Annotated in this window: 23 protein-coding genes, 1 tRNA gene and 1 pseudogene; 4 read left to right on the plus strand and 21 right to left on the minus strand. The window is 42.9% G+C overall.

The window, feature by feature from the left end; translation table 11 throughout:
* Positions 1-36: 36 nt before the first annotated feature.
* Together selA and FTX54_RS08970 are read right to left on the minus strand one after the other, a co-directional pair.
* Positions 37-1,464 carry an L-seryl-tRNA(Sec) selenium transferase gene (gene selA / locus FTX54_RS08965; RefSeq protein ID WP_147802263.1) on the minus strand — a complete coding sequence of 476 codons (1,428 nt, stop codon included), beginning with the start codon at positions 1,462-1,464 and terminating at the stop codon, positions 37-39.
* A gap of 219 nt (positions 1,465-1,683) precedes the next feature.
* Positions 1,684-1,866: pseudogene (locus tag FTX54_RS08970) on the minus strand (Rdx family protein); the annotation flags it as partial.
* Between the two features lie 186 nt (positions 1,867-2,052).
* Here FTX54_RS08970 and selD point away from each other — a divergent pair.
* Positions 2,053-3,081: a selenide, water dikinase SelD gene (gene selD / locus FTX54_RS08975; RefSeq protein ID WP_422387432.1), complete on the plus strand. Its 1,029-nt coding sequence runs from the start codon at positions 2,053-2,055 to the stop codon at positions 3,079-3,081.
* A gap of 241 nt (positions 3,082-3,322) precedes the next feature.
* Here selD and selB read toward each other — a convergent pair whose 3' ends face one another.
* Positions 3,323-5,191: a selenocysteine-specific translation elongation factor gene (gene selB, locus FTX54_RS08980; RefSeq protein WP_147802265.1), complete on the minus strand. Its 1,869-nt coding sequence runs from the start codon at positions 5,189-5,191 to the stop codon at positions 3,323-3,325.
* A 113-nt stretch (positions 5,192-5,304) separates the two neighbouring features.
* On the opposite strand from selB, the gene FTX54_RS08985 reads away from it, so the two are divergent.
* Positions 5,305-5,401, plus strand: a tRNA-Sec gene (locus FTX54_RS08985).
* Positions 5,402-5,599: 198 nt separating this feature from the next.
* Positions 5,600-6,034, plus strand: coding sequence for a DUF2621 domain-containing protein (locus FTX54_RS08990; protein ID WP_147802266.1), 435 nt, complete (start codon positions 5,600-5,602; stop codon positions 6,032-6,034).
* A gap of 79 nt (positions 6,035-6,113) precedes the next feature.
* Here FTX54_RS08990 and FTX54_RS08995 read toward each other — a convergent pair whose 3' ends face one another.
* The 12 genes from FTX54_RS08995 to yneA all read right to left on the minus strand — a co-directional run bounded on the left by FTX54_RS08995 (position 6,114) and on the right by yneA (position 18,300).
* Positions 6,114-6,608, minus strand: coding sequence for a CcdC family protein (locus FTX54_RS08995; protein WP_147802267.1), 495 nt, complete (start codon positions 6,606-6,608; stop codon positions 6,114-6,116).
* 134 nt (positions 6,609-6,742) lie between these two features.
* A complete protein-coding gene (locus FTX54_RS09000; protein WP_147802268.1) occupies positions 6,743-6,946 on the minus strand; it encodes a cation transporter in 204 nt (67 codons plus the stop codon).
* 19 nt (positions 6,947-6,965) lie between these two features.
* Complete coding sequence (locus tag FTX54_RS09005; protein ID WP_147802269.1) at positions 6,966-9,371, minus strand: heavy metal translocating P-type ATPase; 2,406 nt, start codon at positions 9,369-9,371, stop codon at positions 6,966-6,968.
* Between the two features lie 16 nt (positions 9,372-9,387).
* The gene (locus FTX54_RS09010; protein WP_187254426.1) at positions 9,388-9,681 is read right to left on the minus strand and encodes a metal-sensitive transcriptional regulator; all 294 of its coding nucleotides are present in this window, start codon (positions 9,679-9,681) and stop codon (positions 9,388-9,390) included.
* A gap of 116 nt (positions 9,682-9,797) precedes the next feature.
* Positions 9,798-11,585, minus strand: a complete 1,788-nt coding sequence (locus FTX54_RS09015; RefSeq protein WP_147802271.1) for an ABC transporter ATP-binding protein — start codon at positions 11,583-11,585, stop codon at positions 9,798-9,800.
* The gene (locus FTX54_RS09020) at positions 11,578-13,329 is read right to left on the minus strand and encodes an ABC transporter transmembrane domain-containing protein (RefSeq protein WP_147802272.1); all 1,752 of its coding nucleotides are present in this window, start codon (positions 13,327-13,329) and stop codon (positions 11,578-11,580) included. Before FTX54_RS09020 ends, FTX54_RS09015 begins: the two co-directional genes overlap by 8 nt.
* A gap of 3 nt (positions 13,330-13,332) precedes the next feature.
* Positions 13,333-14,400, minus strand: coding sequence for a tRNA 2-selenouridine(34) synthase MnmH (gene mnmH, locus FTX54_RS09025; protein ID WP_147802273.1), 1,068 nt, complete (start codon positions 14,398-14,400; stop codon positions 13,333-13,335).
* 110 nt (positions 14,401-14,510) lie between these two features.
* Positions 14,511-14,732 (minus strand): YneF family protein, encoded by a 222-nt coding sequence (locus FTX54_RS09030; RefSeq protein ID WP_147802274.1) that lies wholly within the window; start codon positions 14,730-14,732, stop codon positions 14,511-14,513.
* A 155-nt stretch (positions 14,733-14,887) separates the two neighbouring features.
* The gene (gene tkt, locus FTX54_RS09035; RefSeq protein WP_147802275.1) at positions 14,888-16,885 is read right to left on the minus strand and encodes a transketolase; all 1,998 of its coding nucleotides are present in this window, start codon (positions 16,883-16,885) and stop codon (positions 14,888-14,890) included.
* A 173-nt stretch (positions 16,886-17,058) separates the two neighbouring features.
* Complete coding sequence (locus tag FTX54_RS09040; protein WP_147802276.1) at positions 17,059-17,292, minus strand: DUF896 domain-containing protein; 234 nt, start codon at positions 17,290-17,292, stop codon at positions 17,059-17,061.
* Positions 17,293-17,338: 46 nt separating this feature from the next.
* Positions 17,339-18,001 (minus strand): YneB family resolvase-like protein, encoded by a 663-nt coding sequence (locus FTX54_RS09045; protein WP_147802277.1) that lies wholly within the window; start codon positions 17,999-18,001, stop codon positions 17,339-17,341.
* On the minus strand, positions 17,998-18,300 hold the full coding sequence (yneA, locus tag FTX54_RS09050; RefSeq protein ID WP_187254427.1) for a cell division suppressor protein YneA: 303 nt from the start codon (positions 18,298-18,300) through the stop codon (positions 17,998-18,000). Before yneA ends, FTX54_RS09045 begins: the two co-directional genes overlap by 4 nt.
* 202 nt (positions 18,301-18,502) lie before the next feature.
* Between yneA and lexA the strand changes: the two genes are divergently transcribed.
* The gene (gene lexA / locus FTX54_RS09055; RefSeq protein WP_147802279.1) at positions 18,503-19,126 is read left to right on the plus strand and encodes a transcriptional repressor LexA; all 624 of its coding nucleotides are present in this window, start codon (positions 18,503-18,505) and stop codon (positions 19,124-19,126) included.
* 98 nt (positions 19,127-19,224) lie between these two features.
* Here the strand turns inward: lexA and FTX54_RS09060 are convergent, their stop codons facing one another.
* From FTX54_RS09060 to hfq, 6 genes are all read right to left on the minus strand, one after another.
* On the minus strand, positions 19,225-19,410 hold the full coding sequence (locus tag FTX54_RS09060) for a hypothetical protein (protein ID WP_147802280.1): 186 nt from the start codon (positions 19,408-19,410) through the stop codon (positions 19,225-19,227).
* Between the two features lie 292 nt (positions 19,411-19,702).
* Positions 19,703-19,948 (minus strand): hypothetical protein, encoded by a 246-nt coding sequence (locus tag FTX54_RS09065; protein WP_187254428.1) that lies wholly within the window; start codon positions 19,946-19,948, stop codon positions 19,703-19,705.
* Positions 19,949-20,848: 900 nt separating this feature from the next.
* Complete coding sequence (gene glnA / locus FTX54_RS09070; RefSeq protein ID WP_147802282.1) at positions 20,849-22,195, minus strand: type I glutamate--ammonia ligase; 1,347 nt, start codon at positions 22,193-22,195, stop codon at positions 20,849-20,851.
* Positions 22,196-22,437: 242 nt separating this feature from the next.
* Complete coding sequence (locus FTX54_RS09075) at positions 22,438-23,700, minus strand: aminotransferase class I/II-fold pyridoxal phosphate-dependent enzyme (protein ID WP_147802283.1); 1,263 nt, start codon at positions 23,698-23,700, stop codon at positions 22,438-22,440.
* A gap of 48 nt (positions 23,701-23,748) precedes the next feature.
* Positions 23,749-24,999 (minus strand): GTPase HflX, encoded by a 1,251-nt coding sequence (gene hflX / locus FTX54_RS09080; RefSeq protein WP_147802284.1) that lies wholly within the window; start codon positions 24,997-24,999, stop codon positions 23,749-23,751.
* Between the two features lie 216 nt (positions 25,000-25,215).
* On the minus strand, positions 25,216-25,452 hold the full coding sequence (gene hfq, locus FTX54_RS09085) for an RNA chaperone Hfq (protein WP_147802285.1): 237 nt from the start codon (positions 25,450-25,452) through the stop codon (positions 25,216-25,218).
* Between the last annotated feature and the right edge of the window lie 21 nt (positions 25,453-25,473).

Raw genomic sequence — 25,473 nt, forward strand, 5'->3', positions numbered from 1 at the left:
TTATTATGCATTGAAAGCGAATACTTTACAAGGCAGTCACTGGATTTCTTCTTTATCAAGCTGATTGATAACAGTCTTTAAATAATCCCATTCCTCCTCGTTAACCGTACGCATATCAAGATAATAATCGTTTTGTTTAATACGGCCGATGACCGGAGAAGGCTGAGTGCGGAAAAACACCTCTACAGCTTCGGCATTCCAACCTCTTTTCCTTATTTTCATTACAGGTCCGGGCAGATTTACCAGAGGCATTGTTCCTCCTCCGACTTTGGAAAAAGACGGCTCCATCTCTGCAGAGACCTCCTCTAAAGCAAGCTGTGCGATCCTGTTTTCTGTAACTTTCATCATATATTGTTCGTTTTTCATAATATCGCGAACAGTGGGATTACTTTCTTTCACATCATCTCCATACACATAGTCGAAGAGTGTTGCCTCAAGAGCTGCCAGGGTCATTTTGTCCAGCCGCAGCACCCTTGCGAGCTGATGCTTTTTCAGTTTGCTGATCAAATCCCTGCGTCCGGCAATGACGCCGGCCTGTGGACCACCGAGCAGCTTATCTCCGCTGAAAGAAATTAAATCCGCTCCGTTGTTTAAAGCATCTCTAATTAAAGGTTCTTCTCCTATTCCTTCTTTTTCATATGGAAAAAGCGAACCGCTGCCGAGATCGTCAAATAAAATGATATCCCTTTGGTTCTCTTTCTTAAGAGCTCCCTTTAATTCTTTTGAGGAGACGCTTTCCGTAAAGCCTACAACCGAAAAATTACTTGTATGAACTTTCATTATCATCGAAGTGTGTTCGGAAATTGCCTGGGTATAATCACTTAACCGCGTTTTGTTGGTTGTGCCCACTTCTACGAGAGAAGCACCGCTTTCTTCCATAATAGAAGAAACCCGGAACGAACCACCGATTTCCACCAGTTCCCCCCGGGATACGATTACTTCTTTATGTTTTGCGAAAGCAGCGAGGACAAAATAAACAGCTGCTGCGTTATTGTTAACCACCATCGCTGCTTCTGTACCTGAAGCTTCCGCAAGCAGCCCTTCCACCGAAGCAAGTCTCGATCCTCTCTTCCCCTCCTCCAGGTCATATTCCAGGTTACTGTAGCTCGTGGCAATATTAACTGCGTGTTCCGCTGCACTTCTGCTGAGTCGGGCTCTCCCTAGATTGGTGTGCAGCACGGTCCCTGTAGCATTGACAAGAGGCCGCAGATTGTAAATGGAATTCTCCAGTACGGGCAGGATCTGCTGAATAAGCTGATCGACAGCTTCCTCTCTTGAAGTTATCGTGATCCTTTCTTGCTCCAGTGCTTTCCTTACTTTAAGGAGTTCCTGTTGAATAATTTTTTTTACATACCGATAAGGAAAACTTTTTTCCCTGCTGATCGACTGTATATTTTCATGTTGAAGGATTTCATGTACAGGCGGGAGATACCTTAGTGGTGAAGTTTCCTTTTTATTCTTCACGTGGAAGTCAGCTGCCTTCTTTTCTTTTCATCTTCTGCTAGACCATAAGAATATAATCCGAGGCCGACTACCAAAAGTAATTTAATAATTTTACTTAACACATTGATCCGCTCCTTTTTCGTTTTATATGCTGTTATTATAAGTCAGAATAGGAACTCTGTCGAATTCACCTTATTAAAACTGCCCCGCATTTATTTAAAACACTACGGGGCAGAGGTATTAATCTTTTAATTTTTTAATGATATTTTCGACCTTTGGAAAAGTACCCGCATCCAATTTGGAATAGATTTTTTCACCATTTTTATATACTTCAAATGCTCCTCCCGAACTGGGAACAAGATCAAGAGATTCTACTTCATGGCGGAGTTCACTAAAGATTTCTTCTGCGAAACTCGCAGCTTTTGGGGCGTAATTTCACTGCATGCAAAATTCAATTTTAATTTTCACTTATCCCACTCCTTCCCTGTTCTCATGCGTTCATTTTAGTTTATCGTTTGGTTCTGGTCAATTAAGAAGGTATAATGACGGGGAAGGAGGATGATAAAGATGAAAAACCAGTTACTCAGCAGCCCGAAAAAGCTGACTGCCATGACTAAAAAAGCCGGTTGAGGGTGTAAAATCGGCCCGGCCGACTTGACGCAGGTTCTGCGTCATCTACCAAAAGACAGCGGTAATGAAAATCTGCTCGTAGGCATTGATACTGCTGACGACGCAGGAGTATATAAACTGACCGATGAAATTGCCCTTGTCCAGACTGTGGATTATTTTACACCAATCGTGGATGATCCATATATGTTTGGTCAGATAGCCGCGGCTAATGCCCTGAGTGATGTTTATGCAATGGGTGGTAAACCTGCCACAGTGCTCAACATCGTAGGCTATCCTATTAAAAAACATCCGCCTGAGGTTTTAGCGGAAATTCTGCGAGGCGCCTCAGACAAAGTGAAAGAATCCGGAGCGGTGATTGCCGGAGGCCATTCCATCGATGATCCTGAACCGAAATTCGGTCTCAGCTGTACAGGCCTTGTGCATCCGGAGAAAATCTTCAAAAACATCGGTGCACAGCCAGGTGATGCTCTTGTCCTCACAAAACCTCTCGGCGTCGGCATAATGACAACCGCTATTAAATTTAATAAAGCTTCCAGACGGGAAATAGACGCTGTCTCAAAGACGATGGCGCATTTAAATAAGGAGGCTGCGGAAAAACTCGAGGCATACAAACCGCATGCAGTAACAGATGTGACTGGGTTCGGCCTGATTGGTCACGGGTACGAAATGGCCTCCGGGAGCGATGTCAGCTTCACATTTGATTTCAATGCTGTCCCATTCTTAAATGGTACTTCCAGACTTGCAAAAGCCGGGACTATCCCTGGAGGAACAAAAGAAAATGTCTCCTGGCTTGAAGGCCTTGTAGAGTATGCCTCGACGATGGAAGAGCACGAAAAGCTCAGCATAGCTGATTCGATTACTTCCGGGGGTCTGCTTATCAGCATGCCTTATGAAGATGCCAGAAATTATGTAGAAGATATGAAAGAAACGAAGTTCGGAGCTCATATAGTTGGAACGGTTTCCGAAAAAAATGACAAAACCATTTATGTTAACCACACCCCTCTGTAAATATAAGAAATGTCTCAGTTTATAAAGAGCTTCTCTCTTTTCATTAAAAAACAAAGTAAATTGTGCTCATACAGTTATCTATGCAGTGCTGCACTGCTTAAAGTATCTATTTAGACTACCAAAAGCCATCATGACAGAGTTTGTCATGATGGCATTTTAATTACTAAAAGGTGCAGGCTTTCTTCTTCGCAGCAGGCTTTTTACTTAACTGAACCTCGGAAGTCTCAGCAGGCTCCTCTCACTATTTCCATATGCGTTTATTCTCACTTCGTTTCGTCAGCTGCATTCTGTCGAATAATTCAAGAAGCGGCACGAGATATTTTCTTGATAAATTCAGTTCTTGCTTAGCTTCCTGAAGTGTAAAGGCTTCACCTGAAGCTGCACGCATCCGGACAGCCGCCTTTTCCACCTCTGACTTATTGATAAGGTGTTTTTCATCCAGTGCAGTCATTGTAGTCCTAAGCAGAAAACTGCGCAGTTCCATGATTTCTGTTTCTTTTAAACCAGCTTCCCGGCATGTCTCAAAAAAGTCTGGAACTTCTATTCCCGCTTTTGTAATTCGCTGTTCTACCTGCTCCATTCTCCTTGCCCATGCTTTTGGATAAGCGGGAGTATAGTCAGGAAGCGACACATAGGATTCGCGTTTCATTATTTTCCGTCTTTCTACATAATGATCGATAAGAAGTCTGGCAGGTTCTTCCCGGTGAGGAATTTCTTTTAAAAGTTCCGCGATATCTTTGCCCGGCCGCAGCGGAAATTCTTCGTGATATGCGTAAAGTTTATTTAATAGATCGTCAAGACGCAGCACTACTTCTTCTTCTTTCACCCACCATCCATTCAGCTCCCTGATTTTTTCACTCTCTGCACCAAATTGTTTCACTTCTTCCCCGGACAAAGATGTTTTTTCAGCCAGCTCTTTTGTCGTAAGGGAAAGGTCATTTTCAAGAAGAAAAATTATTCTTTCTTCCGGAGTTCCTTCTTTCTTTTTAGCGAGCGCTTGAATCGTTTCCGATCCAAAACGATATTTTTCTCCGTAAGGATCGATTACTGTTCCTCCTCCAATTGTTTCGACCGGCGTCGGCCGGCGGAGAATAAATCTGTCGTTTCTTTCCGCTACCACTTTCTCGTCAAGACGGATCTGACACAAAACTGTGTCTGTTTCTCCAGGGAGAAGTGAATTTCGATCAAAGAAAACAATGGTACCGTAAATTTCCGACGTGCCGATATGTATTTTAATCGGTGAACGCTGCTTCAGCTCCAACTTGTAAAGATCGACCGGCGTTAACGCAACATCGATTGTCTTTGTTACAGGATAGCTCCCTTTAACAAGCACGTCGCCACGGTGAATCTCTGTATGTTCAATCCCTCCAAGATTGAGTGCTGTTCTCTGCCCGGCTCTGCTCGAAGTACGTTTCTCGTGGTGCACTTGGAGCTGTCTTACTCTCGCCTCTTTCTGCTGCGGAAGAAGTCTCAGTACATCGCCTTCCTCTACTTTTCCATTAAAGACAGTGCCCCTCACTACCGTCCCCTGTCCCTTAACGGTAAATGACTGGTCAATAGGCATACGGAAGGAACTTCCCGGTTTTCTTTCTTCTGTTTTTTCAAGCATCATATGAATATCTTCTTTGAGGTTTTCTATTCCTCTATTGGAGATGCTGTCTACAAAATAGACCGGACTGTTTTCCAGAAAAGTATCTTTCGCATAGCTTTCGATATCTTCTTTCAGCAGCTCTTCCATTTCTTCTTCCAGTCCTTCTGCTTTTGTAAATACAATCATTCCCTGCTTTACTCCGAGCAATTGAAGAATCCGCAGATGTTCCTTCGTCTGAGGCATAACACCTTCATCCGCAGCAATGATGAGCAGAACAGCATCAATCCCTGCTACTCCAGCAATCATCTGCCGAATGAATTTTTCGTGTCCTGGAACGTCCACTACAGAAACTTCCATATCCTCCCCCATTACCAGCGGGGCATAGCCGGGCTCAATAGATATTGCCCTTTCCTTTTCTTCTTTTAAACGGTCAGTATCCATATTTGTTAATGCTTTCGTCAGCGTTGTTTTTCCATGATCAATATGTCCTGCCATACCAATTGTATAGTATCTTTTCATTAACGTTCCCTCCTGTTCCCTAGCGCCATTTTATATGATAACGGGAATTATTTCGAGCTTTACAAATGAATTGCATTCTCTATAGACGTCTATTATAATAGAAGTCGTGCTATGGGATCGGATGTGTAGCTGGTGCTTACCTGGGCCTTCAAAGCCTTTTGGGAGGCGCGTGTCGTCTCCGGTGGGTTCGATTCCCACACGATCCCGCCAATAACGAATCTTTAAGCCGGCAGCTGCCGGCTTTTTTTAATTCCGCTTTTAGTGGGAAGGAGCAGAACTCTTAAATTAAGAAAGGGAATATCTCCCCGTCTTTAAAAGAGCCTTATTTTTCAATAATCAGGACACGAATCCTTTTTTTATTATCTACTCTATCGTAAAATGAAAGGAAGAAGCGAGGGGGCAAGCAGAATGGAAGATTTATTTATGTGGTTTATTATGATCTGGTCGGTATTGTTTTTTGTGCTTGTAGCGATCGGCGGCTATTTCATGTTTCGAAAATTTCTTAAAAAGCTGCCCAAACAAGATGGCAGATCCATTTTGGACTGGCAGGAATATTACATTGAGCAGACTCTCCCTTTATGGACGGAAGATAAAAAAGTGTTTCTAAATGAACTTGTCGAACCGGTTCCGGAACTCTTCCGCGACATTGCTAAACATAAGATTGCAGGTAAAATAAGCCAGTATGCACTTGAAGAAAATGCCCGGGAGCTTTCAGAAGAACTTATTATTAAAGGTTACATTGCCGCCACACCTAAAAGAGACCACAAATTCCTGCGGAAAAAGCTTTCAGAGAAAAATATTGACATTACTCCATATGAACCGTATTTTGAACAGTCCTCCTGATTTCCCGGGTGATGCGTTTTCTCTTTCACCTGTACATGAAAAAAGCTGCGTTCCCGTTTTAAAAGGGCACGCAGCTTTTTTATGCATGAGCTTCTTTAAGTCTCATTTTTGTCTTTAATTGATGCTCGACTTCTTTGAATTTTATAAACATAGCGATTCTCCACGGAAGAATCATTCCAAAAGCGAGGATAAAAAACATTCCAGCCAGAACTTCATATTCAAAATAAATACCAAAAACCAGCTTAAAAGCAAGGCGGATCAACAAAAGCCCGAGCAGAATAAACGGGAAAATTTTCGATCTTTTCATATAAACATTATCGTCTCTTATTTCAAAAGACGATGTTTTTATTAAAATAATTGAAAATATTAATCCGACTGTAAATGCTTCTGTTACTTCCATCCAGGTTATCTCTTGGACGGGAGGATAAAGAAACATTAAAAATCCTGTCGACATGGCCAGCGGAGGTATTAATATTTTTCTTGCTGTCGCCGGCTTTTTCATGGAGCGCATTCTTATTAATAAAGCAATGACGGCCATTATTCCTGCCAGCACACCAAATAAAACGGCGTACATAAACATCCCCCTCTATCTTCGTCACCCACAGTCAGTATAGCATAGGTAAAGAAAGTCATGTACGCTTTTTTTCTTGTTTTCCGTTAGAAAAAGCTGTTTCCACATAAAGGGGAAAACAGCTTTTTCAGTGTGAATTAATTAATGTCGTATCCCTGATCTTCGATTTCTTCTTTTATCTCTGTAATATTAGTACCTTCTTCCATCTCCACTGTAACATTTCCTGCTTTCAGATCAACTTCCGCCCGGGAAACACCCTTCACGCTGGAAGCTGCACCTTCTACAGCCTGCTTACAGTGACCACATGTCATACCCGCTACTTGAATTACTTCTTTCTGCATAAAATATAACCTCCTTAAATTATTTGACGGCCTGAGCAAGTTCAGTCAGTTTTACACGTTTAAGCCGCAGAGCATTACTGACAACCGAAACCGAACTAAATGCCATTGCTGCACCGGCTACCCATGGAGCGAGAAATCCTAAAGCCGCAATTGGGATTCCGATAGAGTTGTAAACAAATGCCCAGAATAAATTCTGTTTAATATTCCGCATTGTTTTCTGGCTTAATTGAATCGTCTGCAGAATCGTACGCAGATCTCCATTCATTAAAGTGATATCTGCAGCTTCCATTGCTACATCGGTACCGGTGCCGATAGCTGCACCGATATCTGCTACAGCCAGAGCAGGTGCATCGTTAATACCGTCTCCCACCATCATGACACTTTTATTTTGAGCCTGCAATTCTTTTACGATCGACGCTTTGTCCTCCGGAAGAACTTCACTGTAAACGGTAGTAATTCCCACCATTCTGCCTATTGCCGCTGCGGTTCGTTTGTTGTCACCGGTTATCATAGCAACGTGATATCCCAGATCTTTCAGTTCTTTAACCGCCAAGGCGGAAGAATCTTTCAGCTGGTCTGCTACTGCTGCAGTTCCAATTAAATTTCCGTTTGCAGCAGCATACATAACCGTTTTTCCATCAGCTTCCAGATTTTCTGCATCTTTTTCTAGAGGAGAAGTATCAATCCCGTTTTCTTTCATTAACTTTTTCGTACCTATGAGCACTTCTTTCCCTGACAGAACACCTTTAACGCCGTGACCCGGAACGGCTTCGAATTTATTCACTTCCTGAGTGGTGTTCCCTTTGGAAGCAGCATATTTCACTATCGCCTGTCCCAAAGGATGTTCAGATCCTGCTTCAACTGCCGCTGTCAAACTGATAAATTCGTTTTCGTCAAAACCCGGCACAGTAATAATATCCGTTACTTCCGGTTCCCCTTTTGTCAATGTTCCCGTTTTATCGAGAACAATCGTATCAATCTTGTGGGCTCTTTCTAAATACTGGCCTCCTTTGAATAAAATTCCGTTCTCTGCGCCTTTCCCGGTTCCAACCATAATCGAAGTAGGCGTAGCGAGACCAAGAGCGCAGGGACAGGCAATTACGAGAACCGCTGTAAAATTAATCAGCGCAACTTCAAAAGAAGCTCCCGCGATAAAGTACCATCCTAAAAAGGACAGGACCGCGACAGAAAAGGCTGCCGGCACAAAATAATTGGCAATTACATCGACCATCCGCTGAATTGGAGCTTTAGATCCCTGTGCCTCTTCTACTACACGGATGATTTGTGCCAGTGCAGAGTCTTTACCGACTTTCGTTGCACGAAAAGAGATTGTTCCATGTTTATTGATCGTTGCTCCTGTTACACTATCTCCTTCCATTTTATCCACAGGAACACTTTCTCCAGTCAGCATCGATTCATCTACAGAGGTTACTCCGTTCGTAACTGTTCCATCTACCGGTATTTTTTCACCCGGCCGCACTTTGATTGTATCTCCTTCTTTTACTTCTTCTATAGGAACAAGCTGTTCCGTCCCTTCCCGGATAACGAGAGCTTTTTTTGCCTGCATCCCCATCAATTTTTTTATTGCTTCCGACGTTTTTCCCTTCGCTCCTGCTTCCAGAAGTTTACCGAGAAGAACAAGGGTGATAATAACCGCACTTGTTTCAAAATAAAAGCTCATTTCCCCCGCAGCAATCAAATATACGGAATAAAAGTATGCTGCTGATGTTCCCATCGCCACGAGTACGTCCATATTGGCACTTCCGCCACGGAGAGATTTCCATCCTCCTTTATAAAACTGCCAGCCCGCATAAAATTGTACCGGAGTTGCAAGTGCCCACTGCACATATCCATTCATCAGCCATGCAGGAAGCAGCATCTGCTGCGGATAGAAGTGATCAATCATCGTAAAAAATAAAGGCACAGAAAAGATTAAAGAGAATATAAACAAAAATCGCTGCTTTTTATATGCTTCTTCTTTTTTTTCTTCTCTTGCAGAACTGCTTTCTTTTCGTTTCGGTTCGTATCCAAGTTTTTGTACTTTTTTAAAAATTGTCTGCTCATCTATATTCCCTGCTTCATACTCAACATAGCCCTCTTCTGTGGTCAGATTTACGGAAGCTTTCTGTACTCCTTCAGTTTTTGAAAGAACTTTTTCGATTCGCGACGAACACGCAGCGCAGGTCATGCCTTCAATTTGAAAGCCCAGCGTTTCTTTACCGACTTGATAGCCCGTTTTTTCAATTTTTGTTTTTATATCGTCGAAACTTTTACGCTCATCATCATAAGAGATTTTTGCCGTTTCAGTCGTTAGATTAACTGTGGCTTCTACGCTTTCCTGTTTATTTAGGACTTTTTCGATTCTCGAGGAGCATGCGGCGCACGTCATACCTTCAATTGGTACCGTTACCTCTTTCTTCGTCATAACCTAATCACCACCTTTATTTAGAAAACTGTTTAATCACGTCCATCAGTTCATCGATCATTTCTTTTTCTTCTCCATTTTGCGCTGCATGGGTTACGCAGCCTCTTGTATGTTCTTCCAGTATATCGAATCCAGTACGTTTCAGGGCAGCCTGCACAGCAGACATTTGAACAAGTATATCGATGCAATAACGATCTTCATCAACCATCTTTTGGATACCGCGTATCTGTCCTTCCACTCTCTTAAGCCTTTGATTCAACAGCTTTTTTTCTTTTTCGGACCGCGGATGTATTTTTTGAGCTTGTTCCATCGTTATCATCTCCTCTTTTTATACTATACCCCCCTATAGTATAAAAGTCAATCTGGAGACTCCAGCAAATCAAAACGTGTCGTGACGATACGTTTCGTCGCGACACGTTGGGAATATCACTCACTTACACTTTCCCGGCCTTTTTGAAGCCGGTACATCTTTTCATAAATACCTTTCTGCTCAATTAATTCGTCATGTGTTCCTTCTTCCGCTACAACTCCCTCTTTCAGCACCAGTATATGATCAGCGTGTCTGATCGTAGACAAACGGTGAGCGATGGCGATTGTCGTCCGGCCTTCCCTTGCCTTTTCCAGTGCATGCTGAATAACAGTTTCCGTTTCCGTATCGATGCTGGCCGTTGCTTCATCGAGAATGAGAATTTTCGGATCTTTCACTATTGTTCTTGCGAAGGAGAGGAGCTGTCTTTCTCCAGTGGAGAGAGTGGCTCCTCTCTCACCAATTTTATGGCTGTACCCGCCTGGAAGTCTTTCGATAAAGGAATCAGCACCGACTTTTTCCGCAGCCTGTCTGACTTCTTCATCATTAATATTTTCATCGTATAAGCGTATATTGTAACGCATATCTCCAACGAAAATAAAAGCATCCTGCAGCACAAGACCCATATGGCTGCGAAGTTCCGAGTCCGTATACTGTTCCAGGTTTTTTCCGTCAATAAATATACTTCCATTATCTACCGGATAAAATCTCATTAACGCATTGATTATGGAGCTTTTCCCACTGCCCGTATGTCCTACTATAGCCAGCATTTCTCCTTTTTTCACTTGAAAAGAAACATTTTTAAATATTTGTTCCTTCTCATTATAGGAAAAGTTTACGTTGCTGAACTGAACAGCTCCGTCTTTAATCGAAGGGGTTTCACTGCCTTTTTGAAGAGGGGGCGGCTCTTCGTGATCCATCAGTTTAAAGACCCTTCCTGCAGATATCATGGCCTGCTGGAACATGGATAAACGCTGCATAATCTGATTGACGGGTTCGAAAAATCGATCCAGGTAATTAACAAATGCGTATATGACTCCTATTTCCACCGGGCCTGCAAAAGAAGTGATCCCAAAATAAGTCAAAACGAGCATCAAAGCCAGAATAGAAATCAAATCAACAGCAGGTCTCAAAAGCAGTCCATCCAGCTTCATACTTTTCAGCCAAGCCCGGTGATGGCCTTCATTAACAGCTGCAAACTCCTTATTCATTCTCCGCTCCTGACGGAACATTTGAATAACCGGCATACCCTGAATCGATTCATTCAGACGGCTGTTCAGTTCACTGAGCTTTTCACTCATATCCGCGTAATAGATGGAACTGTATTTTTTATATAAATACATTACAGCTGCTATAACCGGCAGAACAAGCAGACAAAAAGCTGCCAGCTGCGGGTTCAAATAGAACATTGCGATAAATACACCGATGAGAAAAACTATATTCTGAACGAAAGTAGCAAGCACAGTAATATAAAGTTCTTTTATCTGTTCTGTATCGTTTGTAATTCTTGAAATTAATCCCCCCGCCGGGAACTGGTCAAAAAAGGAAAGGCCAAGATTTTCGACTTTTCTGAATACGTCAATTCGCAGCTCCCTTATGATAGAAAGCGCGATTTTTTGAAACATAAAAGACTGAATGTAATTCATGACAGCAGACCCCAGGTAAAGGAGGATATATACTGCTGCAAGAGCCGTTAAAGCTTCTGTAACAAAATTTCTCGGAGTTAAGTAATCATCTATAAATATTTTTACGAGTATCGGGCCTGCGAGATCAGCAGCAGTGCCTCCAATTAAAAGCAGCATCGCTATAATAATCAGCTTTTTATGTGAAGCTGTATATGCCAGCAGCCTTTTAAAAACCTGTCCCTGAGGAAGAGGCTCGAGTAAATGCTTATGTTTATCAAGCATCGCCCTTCCCCCCTTCCAATTCCTTTTCCAGCTGCTGGGTCTGATACATTTCTGCATACCATCCTGATTCAGACATTAAAAAACGATGGGTGCCTCTTTCTGAAATACTTCCATTGTCCATAACCACTATTTCGTCAGCATGATGCAGTGCACTTAAACGATGAGCTGTTATAATAGTTGTTTTATTTTTTCTGGCCTCTCTAAGCGAGTTCAAAATAAATTCTTCTGTTCGTGCGTCAACAGCTGATAGAGAATCATCGAGAATAAGAATCTGTGGATTCAGGAGAAGCGCTCTCGCAATGGACACACGCTGCTTCTGCCCTCCGGAGAGCGTCACTCCTCTCTCTCCTACTATCGTTTCGTATCCTTGAGGAAAACGGCTGATATCTTCATGAACAGCTGCTGCTTTCGCCGCCTGAATAATATCTTTATAGGAGGCTTCCGGAAGCCCAAAAGCGATGTTGTCGGCAATGGTTGCAGAAAATAGAAAATGATCCTGGGGAACATAGGCAACTGCGGAAAGAAGAGCATTTTTTTTGTAACGAGTTATAGGATGACCGTCTATGTATACAGTACCCTCAGTTATATCAAAATCTCTTAATAAACTTTGGACGAGAGTTGTTTTTCCGCTTCCCGTTCTTCCAGCTACCCCAAGTGTGGCACCGGTTGGAATAAATATCTCGACATTTTTCAAATCCTCGGCTCCTGAGTACGAAAATAGATCGATAGCAAACATTATCTCTCCTTCAGGCATCTCGGAGGAGGCATCAGGATCGTCTGTAATTTCCTGTTTTGCGCGGAGCAGCGAACTTACCCTGTCGTTGGAAGCTCTCCCGCGTTCGACAATATTGAAAAACCAGCCAAAAGCAAGCATGGGCCAGATCAACAGCCCGAGATATACAGTGAAACTTGTCAGCTGACCAATAGTGATCTCCCCATCTATTACGTAGAGCGATCCAAAGGCGACGGAAAGAAAAAAAGACATACCGACAACTAAAGAAATCGTCGGATCAAACAGAGCATCCACCCGGGCTACTGCCATATTTTTATTAACTACGTCATCAGACTGTTCCCGAAAAGATTCAATTTCTTTTTCTTCATAACCAAATGTCTTAGTAACTTTCACGCCGCTGATACTTTCCTGCACTTTATCATTTAAAGAAGAAAAAGCGGCCTGGGCTTTACCGAAACGTTGATGAAGGAGCGAACCGTATTTAGATGTGGCAAATGCCATCAACGGCATAGGAATGAGTGCAATCAGTGTCAATTCCCAGCTGATGACAGCCGCCATAGTAATTATTACGTACCCGCCCATCGTTAAAGAATCCACCAGTGTGAGAACGCCCGCGCCCGCAGTCTGCTCAATCGCACGAATATCATTTGTTGCATGTGCCATTAAATCCCCGGTCCGTTTTTTTTGGAAGAAGGAAGAGGACATGGCAGTGAAATGTTTATAAAGTCTGTTTCGCAGAATTCTTGCTAATTTAATCGAAGCTCCGAATATAAGAATGCGCCATATATAACGAAAAATATATGAACTGATACCTATGATGAGCAGGATTCCCATCCAAAGGGTAAGATCATCGGGAGTAAGTGTTTCATTCGCGATCGAATCAACTATAATACCGATCACATAAGGGGGAATTAACGTAAGAGCGGAAACGAGCATAAGTATAATTACACCCGTTCCATATCTGACCTTTTCCTGCTTGAAATACCATGCTAAATCCATGAAAACTTTCATATTCTACCCCTGTTTACATTCGACGTTAATTTCCTTTATTAAATACGGAAGAATTTCTTCATCTGACAGCTCCGATAAATCCAGCATACGCAGATTTTTCTTCTCTATATAACCGGGCTGCTTATGACGATAGCTCGGATCATAATATTCCTCAAGCAGTTTACGGAAAATCGTGTAAAAATCCCCGCGTTCCGCTGCTTTTTCTATCATTTGATATGTTTTAGGCTTTAACCGGCGCATGAGCCTGTTTAATGCTTCATAAAAAGCTTCTGCATGTACTTCGGGCTCGTATTCTTCGAGCAGATAGCGCACCCTCCGCTCCATATTGTCTTCGAGTTCCAAAAATCGACCCCTTTCTTTCACGTCCTGAAGCCAGTCGGGAAGAATAACTGGACCGATACGTTTACTTTCAGCTTCCATTAATATATACGGTTCCTGCTCAAGACGCTGGAGCTCCTTAACAAGTTCCTGTTCAAACATCTTTTGAGAGCGTTTTTCCATCCCTATATGACCGAAAATAGAACCTCTGTGACTGGCAAGCTGCTCTAAATTCAACACCGGATAGCCGCGTTCATGCAGGTTTTCAAGCCAGACCGTTTTTCTCGTACCCGTATTTCCTCCAATCACAATGGCATTCCAGTTTTTAAGAGAGAATCGCTCCAGCTCTTCCAGCACATAGTAGCGGAAACTTCTAACTCCTCCTTCAAGCTGGACTGCGGGAAAATCAAGGCTGTTCATCAGTGCTGCAAACGTCCTGCTTCTCATACCTCCCCGGGCACAGGCGATAATTACGGGTTCTTTTTTACGCTTCTGGATCTGATGAAACATTTCATAAAAACCAGGAAGTTTTTCAGAAAAATATTTCATGCCGATCTTTTTCGCTTCTTCCGGACTAACCTGCTTGTATGCGGTGCCCACTTCAGTTCTTTCTTCGTTCGTAAACAGAGGAAAATTGTAGCTGTCCGGCAAATGAAATTCTGCAAATTCTTTTGGTGAACGAACGTCGATTACAGCATAATCTTTTTCACGCATTTGCTCTAATGATATGGTCGGGATATTTAAATCTGCCATTACTGTACTTCCTTTCTGTTTTTCGGATACAAATAGGAGCTGTCCGGATTACCCAGGACAGCTCCCATGTGCGGTTGTGTCAGGGACCGGTTTTCGGTCTATCCCCTGCACTACTTGTCGTTCGCGTTGTTCATTGCTTTCATCATCTGATTTATCTTCTTTTGAGACGGATTCATACCCATCTGCATCATCATAACTCTCAGCATTTTTTCATTAATAGGCGGGTTCTTTTTCATATAATTCATCATATATTTTCTTGCAATAAAAAACCCAAGTGCAATACCTGCCAATAAAGCGATGACGATCAACAAGATAGCGAGCCATAGTTGCATCGCCGTGACCCTCCTTCATATAAAAACTACAATTACTAACCTTAATTAGTATACACGATAGTTTTTCATTTGCAAAGATGTTTACACACATTGCCTGCAAGGAAAAGAACTGCCCCGGCTTTTCAGAGCAGTTCTTTTCGTATTAAATATTTATTTTACTTTTCAAGAAGCTGTTTGAATCGGCTGACTACATTGTCTGGATGGAAACCGTACTCTTCCATAACCGTTCCTCCAGGAGCAGAAGCACCAAATGTTTCGATACCAAGAACGGCTCCGTGATCACCAGTGTACCGCTCCCATCCGAATGGTGAGGCTACTTCAATTCCCAGACGAATTTTCACATTGGAAGGCAGAACGCTCTCCTTATACTCATCAGACTGAGCTTCAAAGCGATCCCAGCTTGGCATGGAGACAACATTTACATGAATGCCGTCTTTTTGCAGTTTCTTCTGGGCTTCAACAGCCAGAGACACTTCAGATCCTGATGCGAGAAGAAGTCCGTCCGGTTCGCCATCTGCATCGGATACAACATAAGCTCCGTGGCGTACACCCTGGTTAGCACGAGCTTTTGTCGTTTCAAGCGTAGGCAGACCTTGTCGTGTAAGGACAAGCACCGTCGGATGATCAGTGGATTCCACCGCCAGTCTCCAGGCTGCCGCTGTCTCATTAGCATCTCCCGGGCGTATAACCGAAAGGCCTGGCATAGCGCGCAGGGAAGGAAGCTGTTCGATCGGTTCGTGGGTAGGTCCATCCTCACCAACTGCAATACTATCGTGGGTAAAGACAAACGTTGTCGGCAGCTTCATTAGTGCCGATAGTCTAAGTGCCGGACGCAGATAATCAGAGAAAACGAAGAACGTTGCTCCGAAAGGCTTAAGACCGCCGTGCAGAGCCATGCCGTTTACAGCCGAAGCCATTGCGAATTCACGCACGCCGTACCAGATATTCCGTCCCGCATAATTGTCCCTTGAAAAATCATCTTCCCCCTTCAACATTGTTTTCGTAGAGGATGCAAGGTCCGCTGATCCACCAAAAATGGAGAGGACGTTTTTAGCAATCGCGTTCAGTACTTCTCCACTTGAAGCACGTGTCGCAGGAGAATCCCCTGCTTCAAATTCCGGAATATCTTTATCCCATCCTTCCGGAAGCTCTTTATTAATAGCTTTTTCCAGCTGATCTGCCAGTTGAGGATACTCTTTTTTATAAGAGGCAAAAAGAGCGTTCCACTCTTTTTCATGAGCTTTACCCTGCTCTGCTACTTTCGCAAAGTTTTCTTTCACTTCTTCCGGAATGTGGAAATCTTCTTCATAATCCCATTTGTAAGCTTTACGTGTTTCGAGCACTTCCTCTTTTCCGAGCGGTGCCCCGTGAGAAGCTGATTTTCCGCTCTTATTCGGGGAACCGAAGCCGATCACTGTTTTCACTTCAATCATGGAAGGACGCTCATCATTCCTTGCTTCCTTTAGTGCTTTGGAAATAGCTTCTGTGTCATTACCGTCCTCTACTACGATCACGTGCCAGCCGTAAGCTTTGTAGCGGTCTGCAACGCTTTCAGAGAATGATTGGTGAAGATCTCCGTCAAGGGAGATATCATTTGAATCATACATCACAATCAGTTTGCCGAGCTTTAAATGTCCGGCAAGGGAAGCAGATTCCGATGACACCCCTTCCATTAAGTCCCCATCTCCACAGATGCTGTAAGTGTAATGGTTAATTAAAGGGTATCCTTCCTTATTGTATGTAGCTGCCAGATGACGTTCAGCCATCGCAAAGCCGACGGACATAGCCAGTCCCTGCCCCAGAGGTCCTGTCGTCGCTTCCACTCCGGGAGTATGGCCGAATTCCGGATGACCTGGAGTGCGGCTTCCCCACTGACGGAACCCTTTTAAATCTTCAATAGTCACATCATATCCATGAAGATGAAGCAGGCTGTATAAAAGCATGGAACCATGACCAGCAGATAGAATAAAACGATCCCGGTTAAACCAGTCAGGATTTTCGGGATTATGGTGCATAAATTCTGTAAACAGTTTATAAGCCATCGGAGCGGAGCCCATCGGCATACCCGGGTGACCGGAATTTGCTTTTTCTACGCTGTCGATAGAAAGCGTACGTATTGTATTGATTGATAATTGTTCTAAAGAAGTAGCCATTCAAAAACACCCTCACTTTTAATTAAATTATTGTTCTCACTTCTTCAATGATATATGTTTCCAAGAGGTTAGACAACCTTTTACTGAAAATACAAAACTCTTCCAACTAAAAACAAATCGCCGCCTCTATTAAGAGACGGTGGTTTGTTTTCGAAGAAAAGCAGATCGGAGTATTAATGATATAAGTTTTTACGCTGCTCTCTTTTAAGTTTTTCGGGAGTGACATCCTCCCCTTCTTTATCTACTACTTTGACGGAATTCAGCTGATTTTTAAAAGAACGGCGCACATTCTTTAAATATTCGGCGCGGAGTTCTTTCTGCTCCTGCTGTTCTTTAATAGTTAAACCTTCTGCCTTCGATTTTTTAGCCAGGGCATTAATCCTGTTAAGTTTATCTTTGCTTATCAATCTGTATACCTCCCGTCATTAATCATTTCGTATAATATTAACGAAATTATTCCCGGGATGCAATATTTCTGCTTTCATTTACGTATTCGCGGTACCGGCGGTGTGCAGTTGCTTTGGAAATTTGAAAACCAAGGCCCCGCAGCATGACCGCTATATCATGGAATGTCATTTCGTTGTTTCGGAGCCTCACTATTTCTTCTATAGGAACATCCCGGCGCTTGCGCCCGCCGCTGCCTGAATACTTATCTATATTTTTATGCGGCTCATAGCCGTTTTCCACGGCTTTAAGCATCCCGCGCTTGATTTTAGCATTATGAAGTTTCCGCTGGTATTCTTCCACAATAGCAACGATATCCAGAACCATGGAGTCCGTTTCAGAAAGCCTTAATACTCCATCATCTTTTAACGACAAAACAGAACATTCCAGCTTTTGAAGCTGATGAATAAGGGCAATTCTTGCATTTCCACGTCCAAGCCTCGTTTCATCCTGTATCAGAAGCACCTCTGCCTTCTCCTCTTTAATTCGTTCCAATAAATCCAGCATTCCGCTGCGATCCACATCATAGCCGCTTGCTTCCTCCTGGATCACGTCAATAACCTCTACTCCCCAGGCAGAAGCCGCTGATTTAAGCTCGTCCACCTGGCGGTTTAAAGAAGTCTGCTGAGCTTCTTTTGCCGTACTTACCCGTGCATAAATAAATCCGTTCAATCTGAAGCCACTCCATTCCATTCTGCCGGTACATCAATTCTCTGCCCTGGATGAATTGTAACTCCCTGCAGTTCATTTTCTTCTCTCATCCAGTATATCGTTTCTTCAAGCTGCAGGTCGAGATCTTCCGAAACATGTTTTGCAATGGACCAGAGAGTTTCACCTTCAGTTACGACCCTTTCCTCTTTCGGATAATGGGTGCTGCTTTGTTCATAATCGATATATGTCCACCCAACGATTAATAGTGCTGCTATGAAAAAGAAGACAGACCCATCCATGTAGCGTTTAATATTCATCATTTTGTTCGCCCCTTCGTTCGCAGGAATATTTGTTCGCATTGACTAATTTCAGCATAAATGGAACGGGCGTTCGTGTCAAGCAGAGAAATAGAACGAACGTTTGCGAAACCCTTGTTCTCATGATATAATAAAACCACGATTTTTATTAATAAGATCAGACATTCTGCCTATATATTATTTTAATTACAGAGAGGTGTTTATATTGACTAAATTATCTTCCCGCCAGCAGGCCATTCTTGATTTTATACGCACCGAAGTCCGGGAAAAAGGTTATCCGCCTTCCGTCAGGGAAATAGGGGAAGCTGTAGGCCTTGCATCAAGTTCTACAGTGCATGGGCATTTATCACGCCTGGAAAAGAAAGGGCATATTCGCAGAGATCCTACGAAACCGAGGGCTATTGAAGTAATCGGCCAGGAAGACAGCGGCCAGATTCTGCCTCAGACAGAGTCAATTTCCATCCCGATAATTGGTAAAGTAACAGCCGGACAACCGATCACGGCAATTGAAAACATCGAAGAATATGTTCCGCTTCCTGCTAATTTTGTCCACGACGAAGAATCCTTCATACTTGAAATTTCCGGAGACTCCATGATTGAAGCCGGTATTTTTGATGGAGATTATGTAGTAGTGAAACAGCAGGCTTATGCAGATAACGGAGATATTGTAGTTGCGATGACAGAAGATAATGAAGCTACTGTAAAACGTTTTTTCAAAGAAAAAAACCATTTCCGCCTCCAGCCTGAAAATGCTTCCCTTGATCCTATTCTTTTGGATTACGTGCAGATTCTCGGTAAAGTTATCGGAGTTTTCCGTTCGATTCATTAATTGTTTTCTCAATAAGTTTAAAATAAAAAGATAAGCCCCCGGCAGATTGTTGGGGGGCTTATCTTTTTTACTGAATTTTCCCTGTTTTTAACCATTATCTATTCAAAGTGAACAAGCTTAATATTCTGATCACTGACATTTTCCGCAAGTTTTTTTTCTACATACTCTTCGTCCTTTTTTTTATCTTCCGGAATATCAATTTCTGCTTTCTTGTGAGAATTGTGATCCCATATCACGTTGCCACTCGAATTTTCTCCTGTAATGTAGGTTACTGTAACTTTCATTCATGACTCCTCCTTTATAATAAATCAATCTGTTAAAGCAGCTGTTTGTAATATTCAGGATATATCATCCTTGCTGCCAAGATAGTTATTTTAATTTGAAAACTATCTATAATCATATTTACCCGATGAAACATGCAGAAAAACCTTGAACCGTTTATACAGTTCAAGGTTTAATCAGCAGGAGCTTGCTGTTCAATGGAATTTGCTTCCTAGTAAACAGGCTCCCTCAGAAAAGTTTTTCAGTTGAGCTCCTGCATTAAAAAAAGGCAATACCGTTGTGTGAGCTGATTAATTATGCAGCTTCACTTTTAAGAAATCTGCCATTGCTTTCATATACATACGTCTGTATTTCCTGAAATTCTTCCATTTCCGGTTGCATTTCTTCAATTTCAAATTGATCAAAAGTAATCTCAGCTTCCTGGACTACTTCTCTCATTGCTTCTTCCGCTTTTTTTAAGCTCGTAAAAATTCCTGCATCTGCCCGGAAGCAATCATAAGTCATTTCTTTATCAATCATGTATAAAGCGTATATCTTCAACTACCTCACGTCCCTTTCTGACTATTTACTTGTATTATTACTCTGCTGAGGCCTTCGGCATAGAAACTTGCGGTTCAATTAAACGCAGGAATATAATTATCGAAAAAAGTCATGCTTCAAAGAAGTTATTTATTAATAAGCTTCCTGATATTAACCGCTTAACTTTTATCGCAGACAATAATTATATCTTAAGTCGTAAAATTATTATATTTTAAAGAAGCCGAAGTTCACTGCAAGCATTTCATTTTAAAATATTTCTCCCTATATATACAGGCATATATTTTATGTACCTTTGTAATTCTATACTATTACAAAACAAATTTCATTAATATGTACAAATTTTTCCCAAAAAATATCTGATGGTCAGTTGAATCAGCTATTTTTGAGCAGCAATTAAGCGATTCCTATTCAATATCGTTCTTCTTCTCTGAAATAAATAAACGCTGCGTATATTTTGCCTGAAGCTGTTTTCCCTGCAAGAGAAGGAGAGGACAGAAGGATTTCTTTCCAGAACGCCGGAGGGCTCATGGGATGACTCCGGGAAGAAAAAGGTAGAGTCGATTATCCGTTCAGCAGGAAGGGAAAAGCTGAACCCGGCCAGGAAAGCGTATACGTTGGCTGACGTTTATCAAAAGGAAATATTACTATATGTTTTTTTCACGGCAGCTTATCCTTAACGAACATTGCGGGATAGGCATTGTGAAAGAAAGGAATAATACTCATCCAGCTGCGAAAGACATTATCCACCAGATTCAGTTGTATCATTTAGGTACACTTACTCCTCTTCCAGAGTCAAATCCAAACTGGATAACAGCTGTCTTTCAAATACATGGGGATCCGCAATAAGCTTTCCTGAACAAAAAAATCCCCGGCACCTTAAGGCGTCCGGGGAAGTACTAATTAATAAGTCTGGATATACTGCTCGCGCTCCCAAGGGTGAACCTGGGTGTTGAACATATCCCATTCAATTTCTTTAGATTCAATAAAGTGTTCAAGAGCATGGTTACCAAGAGATTTTGTGATAGTATCATTTTTTCTCAGAGCATCAATAGCATCTTTTAAGGAAGCAGGCAGTGCTTTAATGCCTTCTGCTGCGCGCTCTTCTTCATCCATTGCATAAATGTTGCGGTTTGTCTCATCCGGTGGAGTCAGCTTGTGACGCACACCATCAAGACCGGCTGCCAGCAGAGCTGCCATAGCCAGGTAAGGATTGGCTGCAGGATCCACACTTCGCACTTCAATTCGAGTACTCAGTCCACGTGAAGAAGGAACACGTACGAGCGGGGAGCGGTTGCGCATGGACCAGGCAATGTAACAAGGAGCCTCATATCCCGGAACAAGCCGCTTATAAGAATTTACTGTCGGGTTAGTGATGGCAGTAAATGCATCCGCGTGCTTTAAGATACCAGCAAGGAAGTGCATAGCTGTTTCACTCAGACCAGATTCATTGTTCTCGTCATAAAACGCGTTTTCTTTCTCGCTTCGGAAAAGCGACATGTTAGCATGCATTCCATTACCATTAACACCGAAAAGCGGTTTTGGCATGAATGTAGCATGAAGGCCGTGTTTTCTCGCAATAGTTTTTACAACCAGCTTAAATGTCTGAATGTTATCACACGTTGTTACAGCATCAGCATACTTAAAATCGATTTCATGCTGCCCTGGTGCTACTTCGTGGTGGGAAGCTTCAATTTCAAATCCCATGTCCTCAAGTTCAAGAACGATATCACGGCGGCAGTTTTCACCCAGGTCTGTAGGAGCAAGGTCAAAATATCCACCTTTGTCATTCAGCTCAAGAGTAGGCTCTCCGTTTTCGTCATTTTTGAAAAGGAAGAATTCCGGTTCAGGCCCGATATTAAAGTCGGAAAAACCAAGATCTTCTGCTTCTTTAAGTACTTTTTTCAAGACTCCGCGCGGGTCTCCTTCAAATGGAGTGCGGTCTTTATCAGGATTGTGAATGTCGCAGATCAGACGAGCTACTTTTCCTTTTTCCGGCGTCCAAGGGAATACTACCCATGTATCCAAATCCGGGTGAAGATACATATCGGATTCTTCAATACGTACGAAACCTTCAATGGAAGAGCCGTCAAACATCATAAGATTATCAAGTGCTTTAGTCAACTGATCTACTGGAATCTCTACGTTTTTAATAATCCCAAGCAGATCTGTAAATTGGAGACGGATAAATTTAACGTTTTCTTCCTCCGCCATTTTTAGAATGTCTTCTCGTGTCGTTGTTTTACTCATGCAATCATTCTCCTCCTTCAATATACTGTGCAGTGGAATAAAAGTTTCCCTGTTCAAAGGAATCTATATATTTCTTTTAACTGCGATATTCGTATCTTAACGAAATTTAAAATGGGAATGTTATACTTTGTCAGATTATCTAACAGGGAAATTTTCTGACAACGTAAAGTCCGCCTTTTTCTGCTTTTTTCGGGCAAAAAACCAGCTCATCAAAAATTAGAACGGGAATTAAGGGGGTTTGCTTACTGATAGCGGGAATTATTGTCCAACATTCCTTTTTCAGTGAGAACTTTTACAGCACGTACAACTGCAATTTTAACATGTTCAAACGTTAATCCTCCCTGAACATATACTTTATAAGGTTCCCGGACTGGCCCGTCCGCAGATAGTTCGATACTTGCCCCCTGCACGAAAGCTCCAGCAGCCATAATTACATCGTCTTTGTAGCCGGGCATGGCAGACGGCTGGGGTTTTACATGAGAATCTATCGGAGAATTTTCCTGTATTGCCTGACAGAATGCTATCATAGGTTCTTTAGCAGGGAAAGAGACCGATTGAATAAGATCCGTCCGGAAATCGTGTGCAGAAGGACTCGTTTCCAATCCGCAAGCGGTTAAATAAGCGGATGTAAACAGTGCGCCTTTCAGTGCTTCGCCTGCAGTGTGAGGAGCCATAAAGAAACCTTGAAACATATCCTGCAGAGTCCCGAGCGTGGCTCCTCCTTCCAGTCCGATTCCCGGAGCCGTCAGCCGGTAGGAACAAAGTTCAATAAGCGAAGTCCTGCCGACAAGATATCCTCCTGTTTTGGCTATTCCTCCACCTGGATTTTTTATGAGAGACCCTGCAGTCAGATCTGCCCCCATATGGGAAGGCTCCTTCGTTTCAATGAACTCTCCGTAGCAGTTATCTACAAACACAATCAGCTCTGGATAAACTTTTTTAATCTCTTTAACAGCCCGGCCGATTTCTTTGACTGAAATGGAAGGGCGGTTCCCGTACCCCCGTGAACGCTGAATTCCGATTACTTTCGTATGCTTATTTACAGATTTCAGTACTTGAGGGACATTTATTTTATCTTCTTCCAGCTCAACTTCTGCATAACTTATACTGTAGTCCTTGAGTGATCCCGCTCCGGATTTACCGCGCAGACCAATCACTTCTTCAAGAGTGTCATAAGGGCGGCCAGTAATATAAAGGAGTTCGTCCCCCGGTCGCAGAACACCGAAAAGTGCTGTACTGATAGCATGCGTACCTGAAACAAACTGACTTCTTACAATGGCTGCTTCTGTTCCGAAAACGTCAGCGTAAACATTTTCCAGCGCTTCCCTGCCACTGTCATCATAACCATACCCGGTTGAAGCCTGAAAATGAAATTCAGAAATATTATTCCTTCGAAAGGCATCCAGTACCCTCGCCTGATTTATTTCTACTGCACGGCCGATTTCGAAAAAATCAGGAAGCAGCTCCTGATGAATGTGGTCGGCACTAATTTGTATCTTTTCCATCAATAATCGGGGGCTGCCTTTCAGAAGCAGCCCCCTTCCCACCTTTCTTTACTTTTCCAGTTCATGATATATGGAGGACGAAGGTGAAGCGTAGCCCCGCACTTCGTATGTTTCATCTTCTTCTTTGAATAATTCTTTCGTAACTATCGTTTCACTTTTCAGCCGGTAGTACCATTTTGCCTCAGCTGCTGCAAATCGGGAAACATACGGACTGAAACTTGCTATTACAGCTTCCTGAAGTCTATGCATCAAATCTTTTAAATCTTCGGGTTCGTTGGCGCTTATAAGCAGGGAATTTCCTGAAGAAGCAGAGGCGACAAAGTCTCCGTGTATTCTATCACGTTTATTATACACCGTCAGCCGCGGTATGTGAAAAGCGTCTAGTTCTTTGAGCAGATTATTTACTGATTCTTCGTGATTATACGCATCAGGATGCGAAGCATCGACTACATGCAGCAGATAGTCTGCTTCTTTGACCTCTTCAAGAGTAGATCGGAAAGCAGCTACAAGCGTAGTGGGGAGCTGTTGAATAAATCCGACAGTATCTGTAAGGAGCATATCAAATCCTGAAGGCAGTTTCAGTTTTTTTGTCGTCGGATCGAGTGTAGCAAACAATTTATCCTCCATAAGAACATCCGCTTCTGAAAGTTTGTTCAGTATTGTTGATTTTCCGGCATTCGTATAGCCAATCAAAGCAACCTGGTACGCCTGATTCTGCTTACGTCGCTCCCGGTACTGGACTCTGTGTCTTGCCACCTGATCCAGCTGCCTGCGGAGATCCGTCATCCTGTCTCTTATATGACGCTGATCTGTTTCAAGTTTGGTTTCCCCGGGGCCCCGTGTCCCAATACCGCCGCCAAGCCTTGAAAGAACATGTCCCTGACCCCGCAGCCTTGGAAGGGTATAACTCATCTGTGCCAGTTCCACCTGCAGTTTACCTTCCTTTGAGTTGGCACGCTGGGCAAAAATATCAAGAATCAACTGGGTCCGGTCGATTACTGCAGCCTCCAATGTATCCGTTATATTTCTGAGCTGGGAAGGAGTCAATTCATCATTAAAGATAACCAGGTCAACTTCCAGTTCTTCCACTGCTGCAGCAAGTTCTTCCAGCTTTCCTTTTCCTATATAAGTACCGGTTCGAGGCTGGCTCATCACCTGGGTAACAGAGCCTACTGCCGTCCCTCCTGCCGTTTCCGCCAGTGCCTGCAGTTCTTCCAGTCTGTACTGAAAAGATTCTTCTGTCATTTTTTCGGAGCGGACTCCCACCAGAAGTACTCTTTCCTGTGTGCTGTGCTTCATATAAAAACTCCTTTTACGTCATTTTGTTCCAGTGGAAAAGCCAGCATAGAGAAGATCTCTTTGCCGGCTTTAAAGGCTTTCTTTAAATATAAGCTGTGCTAAAGTCTGTTGTTGTTAAATGTTAGAAAACTCCGCTTCGGCCTGCCGCGGAGGAAATCTCCGGGAAGTTACGATAACGACCTGGTTGTTCGCTGCCCCAGGGCTTTACGGAGCATTTTAAGAAGGTTTTTCCTGCTGCAGCTGGACGTTTCGCTGTGGGGAAAAGGTGGAAATCGCATGTTTGTAAACTAGCTGCTGCTTCCCATCTGTATCGAGGACAACGGTAAAATTATCAAAGCTTTTCACTTGGCCGCGAAGCTGGAATCCGTTCAAAAGGAAAACAGTGACCGGAATGTTTTCTTTTCGCAGCTGGTTGAGGAATTGATCCTGAATATTTACGGGCTGCTGTTTCATTATTATGATTCCCCCTCATCC

Source organism: Alkalicoccus halolimnae (genome assembly GCF_008014775.2).
Classification (GTDB): domain Bacteria; phylum Bacillota; class Bacilli; order Bacillales; family Salisediminibacteriaceae; genus Alkalicoccus; species Alkalicoccus halolimnae.